Source organism: Draconibacterium sediminis (assembly GCF_000949475.1).
GTDB classification, from domain to species: domain Bacteria; phylum Bacteroidota; class Bacteroidia; order Bacteroidales; family Prolixibacteraceae; genus Draconibacterium; species Draconibacterium sediminis.
The window spans coordinates 649,776-668,501 of record NZ_JRHC01000001.1; the positions used below are offsets into that span (position 1 = coordinate 649,776).

General features: G+C 38.7%; 15 protein-coding genes. 10 read left to right on the plus strand and 5 right to left on the minus strand.

The window, feature by feature from the left end; all coding sequences use genetic code 11:
• Positions 1–41: 41 nt before the first annotated feature.
• Both dxs and LH29_RS02615 read right to left on the minus strand, forming a co-directional pair.
• Positions 42–1,961, minus strand: coding sequence for a 1-deoxy-D-xylulose-5-phosphate synthase (dxs, locus tag LH29_RS02610; RefSeq protein WP_045025981.1), 1,920 nt, complete (start codon positions 1,959–1,961; stop codon positions 42–44).
• Positions 1,962–2,060: 99 nt separating this feature from the next.
• Positions 2,061–2,825 (minus strand): type III pantothenate kinase, encoded by a 765-nt coding sequence (locus tag LH29_RS02615; protein ID WP_045025982.1) that lies wholly within the window; start codon positions 2,823–2,825, stop codon positions 2,061–2,063.
• A 142-nt stretch (positions 2,826–2,967) separates the two neighbouring features.
• On the opposite strand from LH29_RS02615, the gene LH29_RS02620 reads away from it, so the two are divergent.
• Both LH29_RS02620 and LH29_RS02625 read left to right on the plus strand, forming a co-directional pair.
• Positions 2,968–3,462 carry a response regulator gene (locus LH29_RS02620; protein WP_045025983.1) on the plus strand — a complete coding sequence of 165 codons (495 nt, stop codon included), beginning with the start codon at positions 2,968–2,970 and terminating at the stop codon, positions 3,460–3,462.
• 924 nt (positions 3,463–4,386) lie between these two features.
• Positions 4,387–5,829: an MFS transporter gene (locus LH29_RS02625; RefSeq protein WP_045025984.1), complete on the plus strand. Its 1,443-nt coding sequence runs from the start codon at positions 4,387–4,389 to the stop codon at positions 5,827–5,829.
• A gap of 233 nt (positions 5,830–6,062) precedes the next feature.
• Here the strand turns inward: LH29_RS02625 and LH29_RS02630 are convergent, their stop codons facing one another.
• Positions 6,063–6,596, minus strand: a complete 534-nt coding sequence (locus LH29_RS02630; protein ID WP_045025985.1) for a DNA-3-methyladenine glycosylase — start codon at positions 6,594–6,596, stop codon at positions 6,063–6,065.
• A 103-nt stretch (positions 6,597–6,699) separates the two neighbouring features.
• Between LH29_RS02630 and LH29_RS02635 the strand changes: the two genes are divergently transcribed.
• From LH29_RS02635 to LH29_RS02650, 4 genes are all read left to right on the plus strand, one after another.
• Positions 6,700–7,824, plus strand: coding sequence for a DegT/DnrJ/EryC1/StrS family aminotransferase (locus LH29_RS02635; protein ID WP_045025986.1), 1,125 nt, complete (start codon positions 6,700–6,702; stop codon positions 7,822–7,824).
• A gap of 11 nt (positions 7,825–7,835) precedes the next feature.
• On the plus strand, positions 7,836–8,411 hold the full coding sequence (locus LH29_RS02640; protein WP_045025987.1) for an acyltransferase: 576 nt from the start codon (positions 7,836–7,838) through the stop codon (positions 8,409–8,411).
• Positions 8,401–9,711, plus strand: coding sequence for a nucleotide sugar dehydrogenase (locus LH29_RS02645; protein ID WP_045025988.1), 1,311 nt, complete (start codon positions 8,401–8,403; stop codon positions 9,709–9,711). The genes LH29_RS02640 and LH29_RS02645 overlap by 11 nt, the downstream gene beginning before the upstream one ends.
• A 90-nt stretch (positions 9,712–9,801) precedes the next feature.
• Entirely contained in the window at positions 9,802–10,695 is an 894-nt protein-coding gene (locus LH29_RS02650; protein WP_045025989.1) for a Gfo/Idh/MocA family protein, read from the plus strand.
• An 11-nt stretch (positions 10,696–10,706) separates the two neighbouring features.
• On the opposite strand, the gene LH29_RS02655 is transcribed toward LH29_RS02650, so the two are convergent.
• A complete protein-coding gene (locus LH29_RS02655; RefSeq protein ID WP_045025990.1) occupies positions 10,707–11,498 on the minus strand; it encodes a class I SAM-dependent methyltransferase in 792 nt (263 codons plus the stop codon).
• Positions 11,482–13,980 (minus strand): YfhO family protein, encoded by a 2,499-nt coding sequence (locus tag LH29_RS02660; protein ID WP_052670555.1) that lies wholly within the window; start codon positions 13,978–13,980, stop codon positions 11,482–11,484. The genes LH29_RS02655 and LH29_RS02660 overlap by 17 nt, the downstream gene beginning before the upstream one ends.
• A 295-nt stretch (positions 13,981–14,275) precedes the next feature.
• Here LH29_RS02660 and LH29_RS02665 point away from each other — a divergent pair, with 295 nt between their 5' ends.
• From LH29_RS02665 to LH29_RS02680, 4 genes are all read left to right on the plus strand, one after another.
• Positions 14,276–15,247, plus strand: coding sequence for a glycosyltransferase (locus LH29_RS02665; protein ID WP_052670556.1), 972 nt, complete (start codon positions 14,276–14,278; stop codon positions 15,245–15,247).
• Positions 15,222–16,181 (plus strand): class I SAM-dependent methyltransferase, encoded by a 960-nt coding sequence (locus tag LH29_RS23590; RefSeq protein WP_052670557.1) that lies wholly within the window; start codon positions 15,222–15,224, stop codon positions 16,179–16,181. Before LH29_RS02665 ends, LH29_RS23590 begins: the two co-directional genes overlap by 26 nt.
• The gene (locus LH29_RS02675; protein WP_052670558.1) at positions 16,178–17,128 is read left to right on the plus strand and encodes a glycosyltransferase family 2 protein; all 951 of its coding nucleotides are present in this window, start codon (positions 16,178–16,180) and stop codon (positions 17,126–17,128) included. The genes LH29_RS23590 and LH29_RS02675 overlap by 4 nt, the downstream gene beginning before the upstream one ends.
• A gap of 96 nt (positions 17,129–17,224) precedes the next feature.
• Entirely contained in the window at positions 17,225–18,724 is a 1,500-nt protein-coding gene (locus LH29_RS02680) for an oligosaccharide flippase family protein (protein WP_045025992.1), read from the plus strand.
• Positions 18,725–18,726 lie beyond the last annotated feature (2 nt).

Sequence of the window (18,726 nt, forward strand, 5' to 3'; positions counted from 1 at the left end):
AAGGGGCAATCGAAATTTTGAATATTATTGTGACCGGCTATTTAAACGATTTTTGTTTTACCAACTAATTGTTTTGCAGTAATAACAATACCTTGAGTATCGATACCGCATTCCCGGTAAAGTTCCTCGGGAGTTCCGTGTTCGATAAACTGATCAGGAATTCCCAGTATTTTTATTTTATTGGTGAAACCGTTTTCGGCCATAAATTCAAGAATCGCACTTCCAAATCCGCCCTGAATGCTGCCGTCTTCGATGGTTACAATCTGATCGAAATTCTCCATGATTTCTGTAAGCATCTCAGTATCGAGCGGTTTTACAAAACGCATATCGTAGTGTGCAGCCGAAATATCGTTGCTGGCCAGTAATTTTACTGCCCGTTGTGCAAAGATTCCGGTTTTTCCTATCGACAATAAAGCAATGTCGCTGCCATCATTTAATTTCCGGCCTTTACCAATTTCAATTTTTTCAAATTCCTTTTGCCAGTCGGTAGTTATGCCACAACCACGTGGGTAACGTATTGAAAATGGCTGGTTAATCTCATCCAACTGCGCAGTGTACATCAGGTTGCGCAGTTCAATTTCGTCCATTGGTGCCGATACAATCATATTCGGGACCGAACGCATATAAGCAATATCAAAAACGCCATGGTGTGTAGGCCCGTCTTCACCTACCAGTCCTCCGCGGTCGAGACAGAAAATTACGGGTAATTTCTGAATGGCCACATCGTGTATCACCTGGTCGTAGGCGCGTTGCATAAACGTTGAGTAGATATTACAGAACGGAACCATACCTTGCGCGGCAAGCCCTGCCGAAAAAGTTACGGCGTGTTGTTCGGCAATTCCCACATCAAAAGCACGACCCGGCATTTGTTCTATCATTTTATTCATAGAGCAACCGGTAGGCATGGCAGGAGTTATCCCCACAATTTTCTCGTTTTTCTCTGCCAGCTCAACCAAAGTGTCTCCAAATACATTTTGGAATTTTGGTGCTTGATCAATTTTGCAATCGCACTTGTATATTTCGCCGGTTTCCTTATCGAAAATACCCGGCGCGTGCCATTTGGTTTGATGAATCTCGGCCTGTTTAAAACCTTTACCTTTTTGGGTGATTACATGCAAGAGTTTTGGCCCCGGAATATCTTTCAGGTCGTTTAATGCATTGGTTAAATACCGCACATCGTGTCCGTCAATCGGGCCGAAATACCTGAAGTTGAAAGCTTCGAAAAGATTGTTCTCTTTAAGGATCATGTTTTTCAGCGCATGCTGGTTTTTCTGGATAAACTTACGTGCTTTCTTTCCAAAACCATCCAGTTTTCCCAGTCCTTCCCAAACATCGTGTTTCATCCGGTTGTAGGTGTCGGACTTCGAAATGTTGAGCAGGTATTTATTTAATCCACCAACACTTGGGTCGATGGCCATATTATTGTCGTTAAGAATAACCAGGATATCGGCATTTTCGCCTCCTGCGTTATTTAATGCTTCAAAAGCCATTCCTCCGGTCATGGCGCCATCGCCAATAACAGCAACTACTTTGCGCTCTTTTTCACCTTTAATTCTGGAGGCAATGGCCATTCCTAATGCAGCTGAAATAGATGTTGACGAGTGACCAACACCAAAAGCATCGTATTCGCTTTCGCTACGTTTTGGGAATCCGCTAAGTCCTTTGTATTTCCGGTTGGTATCGAATTGGTCTCTTCGTCCGGTAAGTATTTTGTGTCCGTAAGCCTGATGGCCTACATCCCACACCAACTGATCGTAAGGCGTATTGTATACGTAATGCAGGGCAACAGTGAGCTCAATAACGCCCAGACTGGCTCCGAAGTGCCCCGGATTGGTTGAAACCACATCGATAATATAATCGCGCAACTCCTGACAAACGTCTTCGAGTTGGTCAACCGGTATTTTTTTTAGATCGTCGGGATTGTTTATTGATTCAAGCAGCTTCCCCTTCGCGTCTTCCATTTTTCCAAAAATTACTGAAACAATAACAACTGTTCTGCTACAGTTTGTTCACTGCAAAAGAAATAAAATTACTTGTAAAAAAGTATGAGATCACTGATGTTATATAAATGAATTGATTTGAGCCAGCCCTTCGAGCGTTAGCATGGGCTCGCAGAATTTAATATTTTTGGTTAACGGAGCGATTACCGCACTAAGTCCTCCGGTAGCTACAACATTAAGCGATTCGCCTACTTCTTTTTCGGTACGTTCTATCATAGAATCAACCAATCCGGTGTAACCGAAAATTATCCCCGACTGAATAGCATGAATGGTGTTTTCGCCCAAAACGGATGGCGGAGGCGCAATATGAATTTGCGGTAATTGTGCAGTTTTCCCGGCAAGAGCGCCAACGGCGGTGCGTAACCCGGGCGCTATGGCAACGCCTAAAATTGCTGAATTTTTACCAATGGTGGTGAACGTTAAAGCAGTCCCAAAATCGATTACCATGGTGTTGTTGCCATATTTTTGATAGGCAGCCGTGGCATTGGCAACCAGATCGGATCCAATTTGGTATGGGTTGAGCACTTTTATGGGTAAGCGATCATAAATATCAGGATTAAGATGGTTAATAACAGCATTGCTGAATAATCCGGATAACATTTCGCGAAACGGATGAACAAGCGAAGGCACCACACTGCTTAAGATTATCCGTGATATTTCGGTGCGGCAGATCTTTCCTGCAGTTAACAGTGAGCGGAAAATAACCTCATATTCGTCGGCTGTTTTCAGTTGATCGGTTTGAATGCGCCAGTGGTTTAGCCATTCTTTATCTTTGTATATTCCAAAAACAATGTTTGTGTTTCCTATGTCGATTGCCAGTAACATAATTCGTGTATTAATTTTTCAAAAGTACCTTTTTCTGCTGTCAGTTGCGAATGATTAAGGGTTTTTTGAGCATTTCGGTCCTGTTGTTTTCTAAATAAATTAATGTTATTTTTAGTGCAGCACTAACACTATTTCTAAAATTATGCAAGAGACAAAAAATCCTTTAATTTTTCTGATCGAAGACAGTACCGTTTACAAAGATCTTATTGTCGGTTATTTGCAATCGAACAAGTTTTCGAATCTGAAAGTTTTTAAAAACGGAGATGAATGTCTCAAACAAATACATTTAAAGCCGGATATTATAATTTTAGATTATTCAACCGAAGGTACAAGTGGTTTGGAATTTATGCTTCAGGTAGAGCGCGAATACAGCCATATTGATTTTATCTTTCTGAGTGCGCAAAGTAAAGTGGATACTGCCGTTAAAATTATGAAGTTGGGTGCGGCCGACTACATCATTAAAAACGATCAGGCGCCCCAAAAACTGGTTGAGTCGATAGAGCGACTTAAAGACTCGACAAAACAGGAGAAAAAAAGGTTCAGTTTCAAACTGGGAGTGCTTGTTTTCTTTATTGCATTGTTCCTTATTATAATGATCATCACCTTTGTATCAGTCTTTTTCGATGTGGGTTTGTGATGAATAAACGAATTTAGATTTTACCCCCTCATTTATTCCATTACTCGTTCACGTTAATGCGAAATTGCTCTATTGTGAAATTGTAAAACTGAAAACTGCGACTGTATTAAACACAAAGACTCAAAGACACTAAGAACTGAACCACATTAGGTACATAGGACACAATAGATTTGTTTACTACTGCTTAATTGTTCTATTGATAAATTGCTAAACTGTTCACTGCGACTGGCAACTGAAAACTTTCCTCCCACTTCTGAAATCAACAATCGTTAATCATCATTCGAAATTCATCATTCAATTGCTCTTCATTCACTCAATAACTCATTCGCGATACAGCTAAATTATCCTATTGTCGAATTGTAGAACTGAAAACTGCGACTGTATTAAACACAAAGACTCAAAGACACTAAGAACTGAACCACATTAGGTACATAGGACACAATAGATTTGTTTATTACTGCTAAATTGTTCTATTGATAAACTGTTTACTGCGACTGAAAACTGTAAACTTTCTTCGCCTTTCTGAAATCAACAATCGTTAATCTTCATTCGAAATTCAAAGTTCTGCATTTATTACTCATTCACTCAATAACTCATTCGCGATCTACTGTTAGATTGTTCTATTGTGAATTTGCAAAACTGTTAACTGCGACTGAAAACTGTATACTTTTCTGGTTCTGCAATCTAAAATCGTTAATCATAATTCGAAATTCAAAGTTCTGCATTTATTACTCATTCACTCAATTACTCATTCGCGATCTACTGCTAAATTGTTCTATTGTGAAATTGCAAAACTGTCAACTGCAACTGCCAACTGAAAGCTTTCCTCTTTTTTTTATGTGTTATGTCAGCTCTACGGGATTGAGGTGATGAACATATTTCGAAAAATGTTACCTTTCACGCTTCATCTAAATTTATTGAAAAATGGCAGTTCTTTCAGTATTAAAAGGATACAGTAAAAGTTTCTGGACTTCAAACACTATTGAATTATTTGAGCGTTGGGCGTGGTATGGTTTTTACCTGGCTTTTCCGCTGTTTTTGGTAGGTTCGACCGATACCGGTGCACTTGGTTTTTCGAATGCCGAAAAGGGAGCAATTATGGGAACCAGTTCTGCATTGTTGTACTTTTTACCTGTGATTACCGGAGCCATTGCCGACAAAGTAGGATATAAGCGAATTTTATTATTGGCCTTTAGCATATATATCACCGGGTTTTTAATGATTAGCAGCTTTAACTCTTATTGGCCCGTTTATTTTGCTTTTATGTGGACCTGTATTGGTGGCGCATTTTTTAAACCAATTATTTCGGCGATGATCGCAAAAACTACCAATGAAAAAACTGCCTCAATTGGTTTTGGTATTTTTTATATGATGATAAATATTGGTGGATTTATCGGTCCTTTCATAGCCGGAGCGTTGTTAAAATTAAGTTGGTCGTGGGTATTTTACATGTCAGTAGCCGCCATTGGAGTAAATGTATTGCTCACTCTTTTTATGTTTCGCGAACCCGGAGTTGAAAAGGATGGTAAATCATTGTTACAAAATATTGCACAAGCGTTTAAAAATATTTGGATCACACTTCAGAATTGGAAATATGTGCTTTTCCTGGTGATCATGATCTTATTCTGGACAGCTTTTAACCAGTTGTATTATTCGTTTCCAATATTTGTAGATCAGTGGATTGATACAACTTCGGTTTATAACGGATTACATGCGGTATGGCCCTGGCTGGCCGAAACAATTGGTGAAAACGGAACGATCAGTGCCGTATCGATGACAAGTATGGATTCCTTTTTTATTATTGTATTTCAGCTAATGGTTTCAGCATTTGTTATGCGCTTCCGCCCGCTGGCTGCCATGATGGGGGGGATTCTTGTTCTTGCCGGAGGTATTGGGTTGATGTTCTCAACACAAAGTGGCTGGTTAATTTTGTTGGGTGTTTTAATTTTTGCACTTGGCGAAATGGGAAGCTCTCCAAAGTTTACCGAATACGTGGGTAAAATTGCCCCGGCCGATCAAAAAGCTTTGTATATGGGAACTTCGTTTTTGCCTATAGCCGCAGCCCATAAATTGGCGGGTTGGCTTTCCGGTGATTTTTACGAAGGTATTGCCGATAAATATTTCCTGTTGCAAAAAGAAGTAGTTGATCGTGGAATTCAGTTTCCATCAGAATATTCAACCGAATTTACTAAAAACGACTTTTTTGCCCAGGCAGCCGATAAAATGAATATGACACAAGTGGAACTAACCAATTATTTGTGGCAGAATTACCAACCTTCAAATATTTGGATGGCTTTCTCAGGTATAGCAGTTTCAGCGGTTATTTTCTTGTGGTTGTATGATCGATTTGTAATGGGAGGGAAGTAAAACGTTTGCAGTGATCAGTCGCAGTTTTCAGTTTCTGTTGAAAATTGAATATTGGGGATTCCATATTGGATATTTTGATGCTGGATGCCGGATATTTGATTCTTGATACTCGTAGCTTAAAAATTGATTATTCTACTTTGGAAATTTTTACTTAGTTGAACCTAATATCCAATAATCAATTTTCAATTTAGAATATTCAGCTTGTTTTTCATGGGAATTGAATATTGAGAATTCTACATTGATGATTCTTTTAAAATAAACCGCCAGGGTATACTTATCCAGGGTTCGCCTGCATAGTCGATTCCAACACGGGGAGCGGTTATGAATTGGGGATTTTCTCGTGCATCTTCAACCCATATTCTTTCTGAGGTAGCAAGGTTTTCACCATAAAAACTTTTGTCGAGCAGCAGTGCGCGGCCCACTCTGCCCGGTCCTGAAATGCCTTCCACTCCACGAATTAAAACGGCAGAAGAGTCTCCCACCTCGCCGGTGACAAAGTTTAGCATCCAGTACATTCCGTATATCAGGTAAACGTATACCAATCCGCCTTCGTCAAACATCACTTTGGTACGAGGCGTTAAGCCTTTATTTGCATGGCAGGCTTTGTCTTCACCTCCGCGATAGGCTTCGGTTTCAGTAATTTTAAATTTATGTATTGTGCCATCGTCAAATCGTCGTACCAATAATTTTCCGAGTAACTCGGGTGCCACCTGGGTTACATCGCGTAGGAAGAAAGAATTTGGTATTCGACTTGAATCTGTTCTCATATTTTATCGCTAACTGACCGGGAATATGCGAAATAAAAATCTAATGACTAATTCTGGCACTAAAATTATACTTTTATAGTTTATTAAAAACAAGCTAAGCGGTATGCAAACCATCCACATGACGGACATTTACGGGCAATACCTCACCATGAAGGCGGAGATTGACAATGCCATTCAGGAGGTAATTAAATCTACCCGGTTTATTAAAAGTGGGAAGGTGCTTGATTTTGAAGCGAAGGTGGCCGAATATCTGAATACCAATGTAATTACGTGTGGGAATGGGACTGATGCACTTCGGCTGGCGTTTATGGCCCTGGATCTAAAACCGGGAGACGAGGTAATTACTACTGCTTTTTCGTTTGTGTCAACCGTTGAAGTTTTGGTTTTGATGGGGCTAAAACCTGTTTTTGTAGATGTTTATCCGGATACATTTAATCTGGATGTAGCGCAAATTGAGACCGTCATTACGCCAAAAACAAAAGCGATTTTGCCGGTACATCTTTTTGGACAATGTGCCAATATGGAAGCAGTAGTAAACATTGCAAAAAAACATGATTTGTATGTAGTTGAAGATGCTTGCCAGGCATTTGGGACGGATTATCTGTTCTCTGACGGTACAAAAAAGAAAGCCGGAACAATCGGACACGTAGGCTGTAATTCATTCTTCCCGTCAAAAAATCTGGGAGCATTTGGCGATGGTGGTGCTGTTTTTTCGAGCGATATAAAACTGGCCGACACAATTCGCTCTATTGCCAATCACGGAATGAAGGCTAAATATGAATACGAACGTATTGGAATAAATTCAAGGCTCGATAGTATACAGGCAGCAATTCTTGAGGTAAAACTAAAGTACATCGATAAGCATATAGATGCCAGACAAACGGCTGCACGGTTTTATGATGAGCATTTGAATAATTTGAACGGGCTGAAAATTCCTGCGCGAACAGAATATAGCACGCATACTTTTCATCAGTATACCATTCAATCTGAGCGGCGCGACGAGTTAAAAACCTATCTGGAAAGCCATGGGATTCCTTCGATGGTATATTACCCAAAAGCATTGCACTTGCAGGAAGCCTATAAAAGTTTGGGGTATAAAGCCGGTGATTTTCCAATCGCTGAACGTATTACTCAAACGGTTTTGTCGCTGCCCATGCATACGGAGCTGGATATCGAACAGATGGAGTACATTGTTAATGCCATAAAAAGTTTCTCGCAAAGTAGTTAAGAAAAAGTACTATGAATAAAGAATATTACGCACACGAAACAGCCATTATTGACGAAGGAGCACAAATTGGTTCCGGAACAAAAATATGGCACTTCTCGCATGTTATGGATTCCGCTCAGATGGGTAAGAACTGTATTCTTGGGCAGAATGTTTTTGTTGGTAACAAGGTAAAGCTGGGCAATAATGTAAAAGTGCAAAACAATGTTTCGGTATATGAAGGAGTAATTTGCGAAGACGATGTTTTTCTCGGCCCTTCAATGGTGTTTACCAATGTTATCAATCCTCGAAGTAGTGTTGAGCGGAAAGATGAATTTAAAACAACACTGGTAAAACGCGGGGCGACAATAGGAGCCAACGCCACCATTATTTGCGGAGTTACTTTGGGCGAATATTGTATGGTTGGCGCCGGTGCTGTTGTAACAAAAGATGTAAAGGCTTTTGCCCTTGTAACCGGGGTCCCTGCCAAACAAACGGGATGGGTAAGCCGCAGCGGAGAAATTTTGGGAGATGATTTAACTTGTCCCAAAACCGGAGAAAAGTATAGTCTTAAAAACGGCAAATTGAAACTTATCGAGAATGAGGAATAAAGAAGCGCTAATTCAAAAGATACACGACACAAAACTCACTGTTGGGGTAATTGGTCTTGGTTATGTTGGGCTGCCGCTGGCGGTCTGTTTTGCTGCAAAAAAGGTGAAGGTTTTGGGTTTCGATACCTCTTCTGGAAGGGTTGAAGCAATAAATTCCGGGAACAATTACATTGCCGATGTAAACGATGAGAAACTTGCTACTTTGGTGCAACAACACCAACTAAGTGCTACATCTGATTTTTCGCTTTTGAGCAAATGCGATGCTTTATTTATTTGTGTTCCTACACCACTCGATAAGTTTAAAAAGCCTGATATGTCCTTTATTGAGCATGTATGCGGGCAAATTGGAGCGAATTTGCAGCCCGGAACATTTATTTGTTTGGAAAGCACAACTTATCCCACTACTACCGAGGAATTTGTACTGCCAATTATTGAAAAAGAATCGGGATTAAAAGAAGGAGAAGATTTCTGGTTGGCTTATTCGCCCGAGCGTGTTGATCCTGGAAACAAGGAATATTCAACGCTGAATACACCAAAAGTGTTGGGTGCAATAAGCAACGATGGGCTGGAAATCGGGAAAGCCATTTATTCGATTGCAGTTGAGGAGATTCATACGGTGAGTTCGCCTCGTATAGCTGAAATGGTAAAAATTCTCGAGAATACCTACCGCCTGGTTAACATAAGTTTGATCAACGAGTTGGCGCTATTGGCCGGGAAAATGAACATTAACATTTGGGAAGTGATTGATGCTGCAGCAACAAAACCATTCGGCTTTCAGCCCTTTTATCCGGGGCCGGGAATAGGTGGGCATTGTATTCCGCTTGATCCTTTTTACCTGGAGCACATTGCCCGGAAATTTAACTTCGATTTGTCGATGATTCATACAGCAGGGCACATCGATTTGCTTATGGCGCACCGAATGACCGTTAAAATAACATCGGCACTCAACCGGCAGAAAAAAGCTATTAACGGCAGCAAAATTCTGTTTTTGGGTGTGGCTTACAAACCGGATATCAATGACGAGCGCGAATCGCCGGCATTAAAAATTATGGAGGAAGTAGAAAACAAAGGAGGAGAGGTGAGTTACCATGATCCTTATATTTCTGCGGTTAGTTTAGGGAGTGGAAGTCGGTTTGAATCGCTTGAAATGGCAGAACCTGTTTTGGCAGCTGCCGACTGTGTGGTTATTACAACCAATCATAAATCATTCGATGCCGATTTTATTGAGAAGAATTCAAAATTGGTCGTCGATCTGCGAAATATGATTAAGGAGGCTTCGGATAAAGTTTATAAATTATAATAAAGTTAACCGCGGAGACGCAGAGTTGCGGAGGTGAAGTTTACAAAAGAATACCTTAGCGCCTTCGCGTCTTAGCGGTGAAATTTTTATATGAAACGATTTGCATTAATAGGAGCTGCAGGATTTGTAGCCGAACGACATATAAGGGCTATTAAAGAAACCGGTAATGAGTTGGTTTGTGCCATGGACACCTTTGATGTAATGGGCCGAATGGACAGCTATTTTCCCGATGCCGAGTTTTTTACTTCGGAGAAAGAACTTGTGCAGTTTCTTCAGCAGTCAAAAGCAAAAGGTGAGCCGGTAGATTACATTAGCATCTGCTCACCCAACTATATTCATATAAAACATATTGAACTGGCCTTAAAAAACGGATGTGATGTGATTTGTGAAAAGCCATTGGTAATTGATTCAAAAGATTTGGAAAAAATTAAAGAATGGGAAGCTGACAGTGGAAAAAGAGTGAACAACGTATTGCAACTGCGTTATCACCCAACCATCCTGAAATTGAAAAAGGATATCGAACAATCGGACAAAGACTTTTTTGATATCGATTTGAAATACATCACTTCGCGGGGCAAGTGGTATTTTAAAAGCTGGAAAGGAGATGTAGAAAAATCCGGTGGAATTGCTACAAACATTGGAATCCATTTTTTCGATATGCTTACCTGGATTTTTGGGAAGGTGCAGAAAAGTAACGTATCGGTTTATGAAGCTACCATAGCATCAGGTGAGCTGATTCTTGAAAAAGCAAAAGTCAACTGGTTTTTAAGTCTGGATGCCAACGACCTGCCTGAAGTTGCAACAAAAGCTGGTAAACGGACTTATCGCTCTATAGAAGTAGATGGTAAGGAAGTGGAGTTTAGCGAAGGGTTTACCGATTTGCATACTGTAACCTATCAGAAAATTCTAACCGGGAATGGTTTTGGGGTTGAGGATGCACGCGAGAGTCTGGATTTAATCGCGCTTATACGAAGCATAAGGTAGTCACAGGTACATTAAACCAGATCTTTTGCACTCAATAAATAATAAGCACAAGTGGAAAAATAGTTCCGAAGTATAGGAATGCCTGCAAGGATTTTATTTTGTTTTCGCGGCTGAAGTTTAAACTTAACTTCGTAGTTGGGATTTATAAAAAACAAAGTCCTGTCAAGTATTTCGAAATCATTTTCTTTTACAATGTTTTCAAACCTTTCAATGGAAATGCCTGTTTCCTTTATTTCTAATAGTTCGTTGATTCTTGATTCTGGTTCGCCAAATAATTTCAAAACTCCTTTGTATAAGGGTATGGGCAATAGGTGAATATACGGCATTTTTGAAAGAATCCGATTCTGACAAATCTGCTGATGTCCTCCGAAGGGATTTTGCCAGGGCGGAAAACCAAAGAAAACGATGGTTTTGGCATGAAAGCAAGATTTGAAATAGGACATAAAATATTCCTGATTAGGGATGTGTTCAATTACGTCGCGAAGAATAATCAGATCAAATTTTCCCAAATCATTCCGGTTGTAAATATTATCGGCAATGAGCGTCAGGTTTGCCCGATTTTTATGTGTCGAATAAAATTCCTGTCCCTTATCGATTTTCCCTTTCGACAGGTCTATACCGGTTACCTTACAGCCCATATCCACAAAAGGAAGAAGGTTGCCTCCCTCGCCACATCCTATTTCCAGAACGGTTGATTCCGTGCCAGGCTGCAGCAGCTCCTTGATATAGGGGATAACGTATTTCCGGGTGGTGTAGGCTTGCTCGTTAAAATACTGCCATTTATCTCTATGTCGTTTCTGCATGTTTTTTGGGTTTGGGTAATAGCCCTCCGTTATTTTTAATGTTTATTGCAAGGAAGGCGAGAGCCAGGATTATAAAAACGATTGAGCTGGCATACGATATTTTAGTTCCTAAGAAGTAGGATTGAGGTTCGAACTTAAACTCAATGGTGTGCTCACCTGCCGGAACCGACATGGCCCTCAATACATAATTAACCCTGAAATAGGGAGCTTTTTCGCCATCAATATAGGCCTCCCATCCTTTGTCGTAATAAATTTCGGAGAATACGGTTAGTTGCTCGGAGCTCGAGTTAAAGGCATATTTCAGGTAATTCGGATCGCTAACCAGCAACTCAATGTTTCCGTTTTTTTGATAGGTTTTGCCCGAAACATATTGTTCAAATCGTTGGTCGATTACTGCTTTATCAGCAGGGTTGATTTCGCTTATTGCATCGATTTCGGCATCGGCGTTTTCAACCACCTCGTAGTTGTTAACAAACCAGGCGTTACCTAATGGTTCCGGATCTTTTACCGGTGCTCCATTCGGGTTTATTATCAGGTATTTGGTATTCAGCATTTTTAGTGCAGGAGTGCTGTTAAACAGCATGCTGACCTGATCGGGAGCCAGGCCATTGTTCAGCATTCTGCTCATAGTCTGAATCTCGGGTGAGATATGGTAATCAATTAATTCCTGGTAACGTTTTAGTTTGGCGGCATGGTATCCGCCAATGGATTTGTGGAAGTACGAGGTTGATGCATCGGTAAACGGATTTACAGTAAGGTTCAGCACTCGGTAGGAAAGCGCTTCATCCTGGTGAATCAACTCATCAGCTTTCGACAGCGTGTACGGATTATTCATTTGGCGTTTAGCCACAAAACTATCGTTGTTCAGGTAGCGTTTGTTGGTGGGCCACATATCTGCCAGTATTAAAACGACCCATAATGCCAGTGCGTATTCAGCTTTTAATTTCTTTTTCCAGAAAGCCCATAAAACACCGGCTGCCAATGCTACAAATATAAAGATTCGGAAAGCATCTTTTTGTACCACCATTTTCCTGTCGGCCTGCAGGGCATCTAAAAGTTGCTCGGGCCATCCGGCTTGCAGGAGACGGGCATCGGAAGCGGCATTAAAATCGCCCGCCAATCCCGGTATCACGGCAAAAACAAGGGCTAAACCACCGGCAATACCAAAAGAGTACAGTAATGCTTTATTAAAAACCTTATCTGAAACTTCGCGTTTATAAACCTTCGAAATAGCCATCACCCCCATAAAAGCCATAGCAAATTGCTGGATAACAATAATGTTTTTTACATCGCGGAACTTGTTGTAAAGCGGGAAATAATCGATCATCAGGTTTGACAGTGAAGGGAAGTATTTCCCCAGCGAGAGCGCGAACGAAACCACTACGGTTGCCACGATCCACCATTTGTCTTTCCCTTTTACTATGAATAAGCCAAACACAAAGAGGAAGCATAAAACAGCGCCAAAATAAAACGGTCCGCCGGCAATGGGTTGGCTGCCCCAATACAAAGGCAGGTTGTTGGCAATACGCAAAGCATTTTGTTTGTTTTGTCCGCGGGCCAGCAAATCATATACCTGAGAGTTTTCTCCCAGGGGCTCGGCCATGCTACCTCCCTTCAGACGAGGGATAAAGGCGGTGAGAGCTTCACCCACATCGTAGCTGTAATCCAGGATATAATCGCGGTCTAATCCATCCGATTTTTTGTGCAAATCGCTGGTTAATTCCGATTTCCCACGGATAGTATCCTTGCTGTACTCATAGATTGGCCACAAAGTTGAAATATTCATTCCAATGGCCAGCACAGCAGCAGCTGCCAATATTCCTGAACTTTTCAGAAAGGGTATGATTGTTTTTTCGCGTACGGCATAAATAAAATATACAATGGCAATAATTAGTACCATTATACCGGCATAGTATGTCATTTGGAGGTGGTTGGCGGCAATCATCCACGAAAGGGCCAGGGTGCTGATAAGTGCTCCGGCCAAACGTTTGTTTTTATAAGCCAGAATAATTCCTGCAATTAATAACGATATATAAGTGATGGTAAGGCTTTTACTATTGTGCCCGGCTTCGAATACCACAAAAAAGAAAGAGGTAAAGCCATAAGCCAGAGCTCCGGCCAGGCTGAGCCAGGGATTTACACCGAGTAAAATTAACATCAGGTAAAACAAACTTAAAAAGAGCAGGTGATAACTCACCGGACGTGGAATTTTTAAAATAACATCGATTATCTTTTTGCTAAGGTTGCCTTTGTAAATGGTAGTAATTAAATAGGTAGGCATACCAGAGAACATTGTGCTGGTCCAGAATGTATTTTCTCCGGTTTCTTTTTTGAAAACAGCAATCTCTTTCGACATCCCTTTGTAATGGATAATGTCAGATTGTTGTACAACTTTACCTTCAAAAACGGGTGCGAAATATATTGCAGAGGTAATAAAAAGTAAAACTACCGGAAGAATGTAACTAACAATTTTTTTATTCATTGAGACGGGCATTTGATTGTAGAGCAAATATAAATAATGATTGGTGATATGCTATAATTCAATAATTAAATATGGAGGATATCTATCTCTTTGTTCTTTTGGGAGCCGCAAAAGTAGTTATAGATTCAACGATATTGTCTGTGTGTTAATTGCTTTCTATTATGCTTTAGACTATTTGAGTATAACAAGAGACCAATGTATTATTAAACACAGATTAACTTGATGTCTTCAGTTAAAGACGATCTAAGTGCTGGTCAGATTAATTATTTTAGTTTTGTGATTACAATTTTAGAGGATGAAAGATTTTGACATGTCTCAGCCACTGGTTTCTGTTCTTATGTGTGTGTATTCTGAACCACTTGAGTGGATTCATCAATCTGTGTCATCAATTTTAAATCAGAGTTATTCAAAATTCGAGTTTATTTTAGTGAATGACGCCCCAAAGCGAACAGATTTAAAAAAGACTTTAGATAATTACAGTACCTGCGATGATCGCATTTGTTTAATTGAGAATAGTAAAAACTTTGGTTTAACTAGAAGTTTAAACACTGGACTTGAGAAATGCAGAGGGAAGTACATCGTCAGGATGGATGCCGATGATATTTCGGGATTAACAAGAGTTGAAGAACAAGTAAAATTTATGGAGCAAAACCCTGAAATTGGAGTATGTGGAACCTGGGCAAAATTATTCGGAGCAAGAAATGGTATCGAGAAAAGAGCTCTTAAGGATGAATCGTTGAAATTCAGTATGGTTTTGCAAAGTCCCTTTATTCATCCATCGGTAATTATCAGAAAGGCAGTGTTGGATACAAACAGAATCAGATATAACGAAAATTACAGATTTGCTCAGGACTACGGTTTGTGGAGTGATTTAATGAAGGTAACAATTTTTGCTAATCTGCCATTGATATTATTGAATTATAGACTCTCGAATCAGCAAATTTCTAATAGAAATCAGGAACAAAAGAAGATAGCATATCAAATACGGCAAGATGTAATAAGGACACTTTATGGGGAGAATATTGAAAAGATAATTTATGGTGGAGAAAAGATTAATTTAAAAACGATTAAAATGGTAAAAGAATCTTTAACGAGATATGACCAAAGAGATGCTCCTTTAATGAACGCTTTATACTTGTCTTTACAGCATTATTCTTTTACTGTTTTTCTGGTATATCTAAGAAACTTGAAATACTTTAATCTTGAAGTTGCTATTAAAATAATTAAGAGAAATTTTATTCATGACAGCAAAAACAGAAGAATTTAAAAACAAAGGTCTCTGCCTTTTGTGTAATTCAAAACTTTCTGATAGAGGTTTTGAAGCGAAGGATTATTTAACCTCAGTAGAAGGTTCGTATCTGTATAAAGAATGTTCTTTCTGTAAAAGCTATATACAAACACCAGTTGTTAGCCAGGCGTTTTTATATCATTGTTATAATTCACAGTCTCTAACATATAAGAAACCAATAGAAAAATCCAGGTCAGTTTTCGTGAAGGTTATTTCTCGTGTTGTCATGCTAATTGATCTGTTGTTTTTATCAAAGAAAAGAAAAAGAACTCTTTTTCTTGAGCCTTCCTTACCTCCGGGTAAAAAAGTGCTTGAGATAGGTTGTTCTTATGGAGAAAAATTGTCAAAACTGAAAGATAGAGGTTATGATGTTACCGGTATTGAATTGGCTGAAGAATCTGTTCAAAAGGCAAAAGAACTTTTTGGTTTGAACATTATAAATAGTGACATTGACTCATGCGATTTTAAGGAGAATCAATTTGATGTGATAATCATGAGAATGGTGTTGGAACATTTAAGAAACCCACAAACGATCATTCGTAAAATTTCTTCATGGCTTCGGGAAGGTGGGGAGTTGTTGATAAGTGTTCCAGCAGCTGAAGGAGCGGAATTTAAAGAAGATATGCGACATAGTTACCTCACTCAAGCTCCATATCACATATTTATACCTACTATGGAAGGATTAAGGGAATTGTTCTCAGATAATTATAAGATTGTTGACTATCAATATCAGTTTGCAATCAACGATCTTGTTAAATCGGCACAATTTCAAAGAAGAGATAGAAGGACATTAAAGAACAGATTATTGGCAAAAAGTGAAGTTGTTGGGTATCTATATGGGCTAGTCAGGCACCTCATGGTTTTAGCTGGAAGGAAAGCGTCAAGGGTTAATATTCGTTTAATAAAATTATGAATAATTATAAACCTTTGGTATCAATTATGATACCTACATATAATCAGGAAACGTATGTTGAACGGGCACTAAAAAGTGCTTTGAGTCAGAACTACGACAATCTTGAAATAGTTGTATCTGATGACTGTTCGAGTGATAATACGGAAAAGATTGTAAAGAAATATCTAAATAATGGGAATATACATTATTTCAGAAATGAGACGAATCTTGGTAGAGTTGAAAATTACCATAAAACATTGTATGAAAGAGCTAAAGGGGACTATGTTCTCAATCTGGATGGAGACGATGAATTAATAGACAATAATTTTATTTCCGATTCAATTGAACTATTGCGAAAATTTGAATCTTTTCCAAATCTTGTAGTCGCTTGTAAAAGAACCAATAATGAAGAAACATTAAAGTACAATTTGCATCAAATAGAGGAAGAATTCCGATCAATAAGCGGAGTAGATTTTGTGTTGGGTTTGTTGTATAAATACAAATTTTCGCATTTGACTACTCTATATTTAAGAGAAAAGGCATTAGATATAAATTTTTATCGTTCCCCAATTATCTCTTCTGATATGGAATCTCTACTAAGATTAGCTTTAGGTGGCAACGTGCTTTTATATAATAAAGTGGTTGGGCAATGGAATTATGTGGGCAATAATGAAAGCCAAACTATAGATATAGATAAGAGTATTCAGAATTTAGACTGGATTAGAAGCGTTGCAAAGAATCTAAAGAAGCATGTCTCTACCTTTGAACTATTGGTTTGGACTATAAAAATGAAATATTTTTATACGAACGGTATTTTTAATCAATTAAAGGTTAATAACACTCAGAAATTCCATATTTGGTCAACACTCTTTAAAAGTGGATTATTCTTTTTTCTTTTTGCTCATCAGGTAGTTTATCTGAAAAAAAGGGTATGGAACTTTCTTAGGTTGTGTATAAATCAAGTATAAGATCAGATATTATTAATTATCAGTACTACTCTTTGATAATGGTGATATATTTCACTACATTGAATTTGGCAGTTCGTTTGTATTATATCGTGTATCATGCGTGAAATAAAAAAATCGTTTTGGGATTTTGTTGTGGTAAGTGGAAGTACAGTGTTGGTAATTCCTTTGATGTTAGTTTCTGAGGTGATCCAGGCTCGTTACCTTGGAGTAACTAATTATGGTAAAGTAACCTTGTTTTACAGTGCTATATCGCTTTTGTTTTTGGTTTCGATTAGCTGGCTAAGAATGAGCTTGGTGAGGTTTGGGAAAGAGGAAATGATAAGCGAAGGACATTTGCGAAAATCAACATCCAGTTATTTTATTTTAGCATTTTTTAGTATGGCCATTGGCTTGGTTCCTTTTTATTTGTTTCGGGAATGGATTCTGAATTTCTTGGAGGTGAAGCATCCAAATGCATTATTAATTATCGTTGTCGGAGTTTGTATTCAAATCTTAAAAACGTACGTTCTTGAAACACTAAAAGCTATTCGTCTAATTAAACTTCAAACACTATTAGAACGATTAGGAATTAAACTCGTAATTGCATTTGCAGTACTATTCCCAGTTGTATTTGCTTTCGATTGGATCTCGGTTGAGTATCTTATTGCGGTTTTTTTGTTAGCCGATTTGTCAATTGTTTTAGTGGGTTTATTCTTTATAAAAAGGAAGTATATAGTTCCGATAGAAATTAACTGGGAACATTTAAGGCTATTATTTTTGTTTTCGATCCCACTGTTTTTTGGAGCTTGGTCAAGCTATGTTGTCAATTACATCGATACCTATACAATTAACTATTATCTGACAATGGAAGATGTTGGGATTTATTCGGCTGCTTATAAGATATTTTTGACATTGAAAAACTTTGTTGGCGGGATTACGGCCATAAGCATACCTCTTATTATTGCATTAAAAACAGAGGGTAAACAAGAGATAATGAGCAAATACATAAAGCGAATTGTTCCTCAGGTAACTTTTTTTGCTTTCCTTCTTGTTACCATAATAATTGTTGGGGCCGATGCGATATTTGCGTTGGTGTATGGGAATGAATTCGCGCCATCTGTAGTTCCTTTTAAAATATTAAGCTCTACTCTCACATTTACGATGTTATCGAGTTTAATTACTGGTTTCTTTTTTGCGTTTGATATGACAAAGATCATCTCAATCTTAGGCGTTTTTTGGGGAGTATTTAATGTTGTTGCTGACTTGATTTTGGTTCGCTACTTTAATATTATCGGACCTGCAATTGCTTCATTTTTTATTTTTTCTTTGGGGCCCGTTGTATTACTGATTATTATCTCTAGAAAATTTGAGATAAAACGTTACCTGTCATTGTTTTATGGTGGCCTAACGGTATTTGTTCTTGTTGTTAACCTTTTGCCGATTGATTATTGGATGAGAATGGTTCTAAGTATAGCTATAGTGGTTTTTGCGGTACTCTTTTCCAGGCAGTTTAATTTGTTCAGGAAGGACGATATTGAAATGTTTAATAATGTATCGTTACCTAATGCCGTAAGACGAATACTAGTTAAAATATTAAGTATAATGAGTATTCGATGAAT

Excerpts from the sequence above, each read along its gene's own strand:
- LH29_RS02630 (WP_045025985.1), bottom strand. The coding sequence starts at position 6,596 with ATGAGAACAGATTCAAGTCGAATACCAAATTCTTTCTTCCTACGCGAT.
- LH29_RS02655 (WP_045025990.1), bottom strand. The coding sequence starts at position 11,498 with ATGCAGAAACGACATAGAGATAAATGGCAGTATTTTAACGAGCAAGCC.
- LH29_RS23590 (WP_052670557.1), top strand. The coding sequence starts at position 15,222 with ATGACAGCAAAAACAGAAGAATTTAAAAACAAAGGTCTCTGCCTTTTG.
- LH29_RS02680 (WP_045025992.1), top strand. The coding sequence starts at position 17,225 with ATGCGTGAAATAAAAAAATCGTTTTGGGATTTTGTTGTGGTAAGTGGA.
- LH29_RS02665 (WP_052670556.1), top strand. The coding sequence starts at position 14,276 with ATGAAAGATTTTGACATGTCTCAGCCACTGGTTTCTGTTCTTATGTGT.
- LH29_RS02625 (WP_045025984.1), top strand. The coding sequence starts at position 4,387 with ATGGCAGTTCTTTCAGTATTAAAAGGATACAGTAAAAGTTTCTGGACT.
- LH29_RS02675 (WP_052670558.1), top strand. The coding sequence starts at position 16,178 with ATGAATAATTATAAACCTTTGGTATCAATTATGATACCTACATATAAT.
- LH29_RS02645 (WP_045025988.1), top strand. The coding sequence starts at position 8,401 with ATGAGGAATAAAGAAGCGCTAATTCAAAAGATACACGACACAAAACTC.
- LH29_RS02650 (WP_045025989.1), top strand. The coding sequence starts at position 9,802 with ATGAAACGATTTGCATTAATAGGAGCTGCAGGATTTGTAGCCGAACGA.
- LH29_RS02640 (WP_045025987.1), top strand. The coding sequence starts at position 7,836 with ATGAATAAAGAATATTACGCACACGAAACAGCCATTATTGACGAAGGA.
- dxs (WP_045025981.1), bottom strand. The coding sequence starts at position 1,961 with ATGGAAGACGCGAAGGGGAAGCTGCTTGAATCAATAAACAATCCCGAC.
- LH29_RS02635 (WP_045025986.1), top strand. The coding sequence starts at position 6,700 with ATGCAAACCATCCACATGACGGACATTTACGGGCAATACCTCACCATG.
- LH29_RS02660 (WP_052670555.1), bottom strand. The coding sequence starts at position 13,980 with ATGAATAAAAAAATTGTTAGTTACATTCTTCCGGTAGTTTTACTTTTT.
- LH29_RS02620 (WP_045025983.1), top strand. The coding sequence starts at position 2,968 with ATGCAAGAGACAAAAAATCCTTTAATTTTTCTGATCGAAGACAGTACC.
- LH29_RS02615 (WP_045025982.1), bottom strand. The coding sequence starts at position 2,825 with ATGTTACTGGCAATCGACATAGGAAACACAAACATTGTTTTTGGAATA.